Origin of the sequence: Streptomyces sp. NPDC001292 (assembly GCF_042896465.1) — a bacterium.
GTDB lineage: Bacteria > Actinomycetota > Actinomycetes > Streptomycetales > Streptomycetaceae > Streptomyces.
The window spans coordinates 1-1,249 of sequence record NZ_JBIAXG010000155.1; the positions used below are offsets into that span (position 1 = coordinate 1).

Sequence of the window (1,249 nt, forward strand, 5' to 3'; positions counted from 1 at the left end):
GTGGTGCATGCGCACCACGGCCAGCCGGCTGTCCGTTGCCGCGTCGGCGGCGACGTGCACGTCGATCAGCGGTGCCCGCTTCAGGTTCATCGACGAACCGGCGGCCGCGAGCAGTTGGTCGACGGGGTCGTCGCCCCGCGGGTCGATTGCCACGTCCGTGACCGGCAGGACGGCGTGCCGCCACACCACCTGCACCGGCTCGCGCAGCCCCTCCCACACCACACCCGTGCGATAGATGTCGTGCCGATCGATCACCTGGCGCAAGGCGTCCAGGAACGTGTCCAGTCGTTCCCGGGTGTCGAATTCGAGGACGGTGGGTGTCACATACGCGTCCTCGCCGCCATCGGCCAGGACGTGGTGGAAGAGCAGACCCTCCTGCAACGGAGCCAGCGGATAGATGTCGGCGACATTGGCCGCACCACCCTCGACACCAGCCACGACCCGCTCGATCTCAGCAGCCGACAACTCCACCAACGGCAACATGCCCGGCGTGATCTCCACAGCGCCCGCGGGAATCGCGTTCGCCGGCACCACCACCTGCTCCGGCACAGCCGCAACAGCCAGACGAGCCACGGTCGGCGCCTCGAACAGCGCCCGCACCGACACCCCCATCCCCTGCACACGCAACCGCTCGACCAGCGACACCACCAACAGCGAATGCCCGCCCAACTCGAAGAAGTTGTCGTCGACCCCGACACTCTCCAGCCCGAGAACCTCCGCGAAGGCCGCACACAACACCTCCTCGCGAGCATTGGCCGGCCCACGACCACCACCCGAGCGATACGCGGGAACCGGCAGCGCCCCACGGTCCAGCTTCCCGCTCGACGACAACGGCAGAGCACCAAGAACCACAACCGCCGACGGCACCATGTGACCCGGAAGCCGCCCCGACACGAACTCGACCAGAGCAGCCGACAACCCGGCCTCATCCACCGCCAACCGGACGACATCCGCCGCCGGCAGAACGTCCGCCGCCGGAACGACATAGGCAACCAGACGCCTGTCACCGGGAGTGTCCTCACGCACGACCACGGCCGCCTGGCCAACCGCCTCATGCCCGCTCAGCACGGCCTCGATCTCACCGGGCTCGACACGGAAACCACGAACCTTCACCTGCTGGTCCGCACGGCCGTGGAACTCCAGTCGGCCGTCCACCGACCAGCGGGCGCGGTCGCCGGTCCGGTACATCCGCTCGCCCACGCCACCGAACGGGCACGCCACGAACCGCTCGGCGGTCAGCCCGGCACGG

1 protein-coding gene is annotated in these 1,249 nt (G+C 69.0%); it reads right to left on the reverse strand.

What is annotated here, in order from left to right; translation table 11 throughout:
• A partial coding sequence (locus ACFY4A_RS42685; RefSeq protein ID WP_390834690.1) for a phosphopantetheine-binding protein occupies positions 1-1,249 on the reverse strand: 1,249 nt, incomplete at both ends.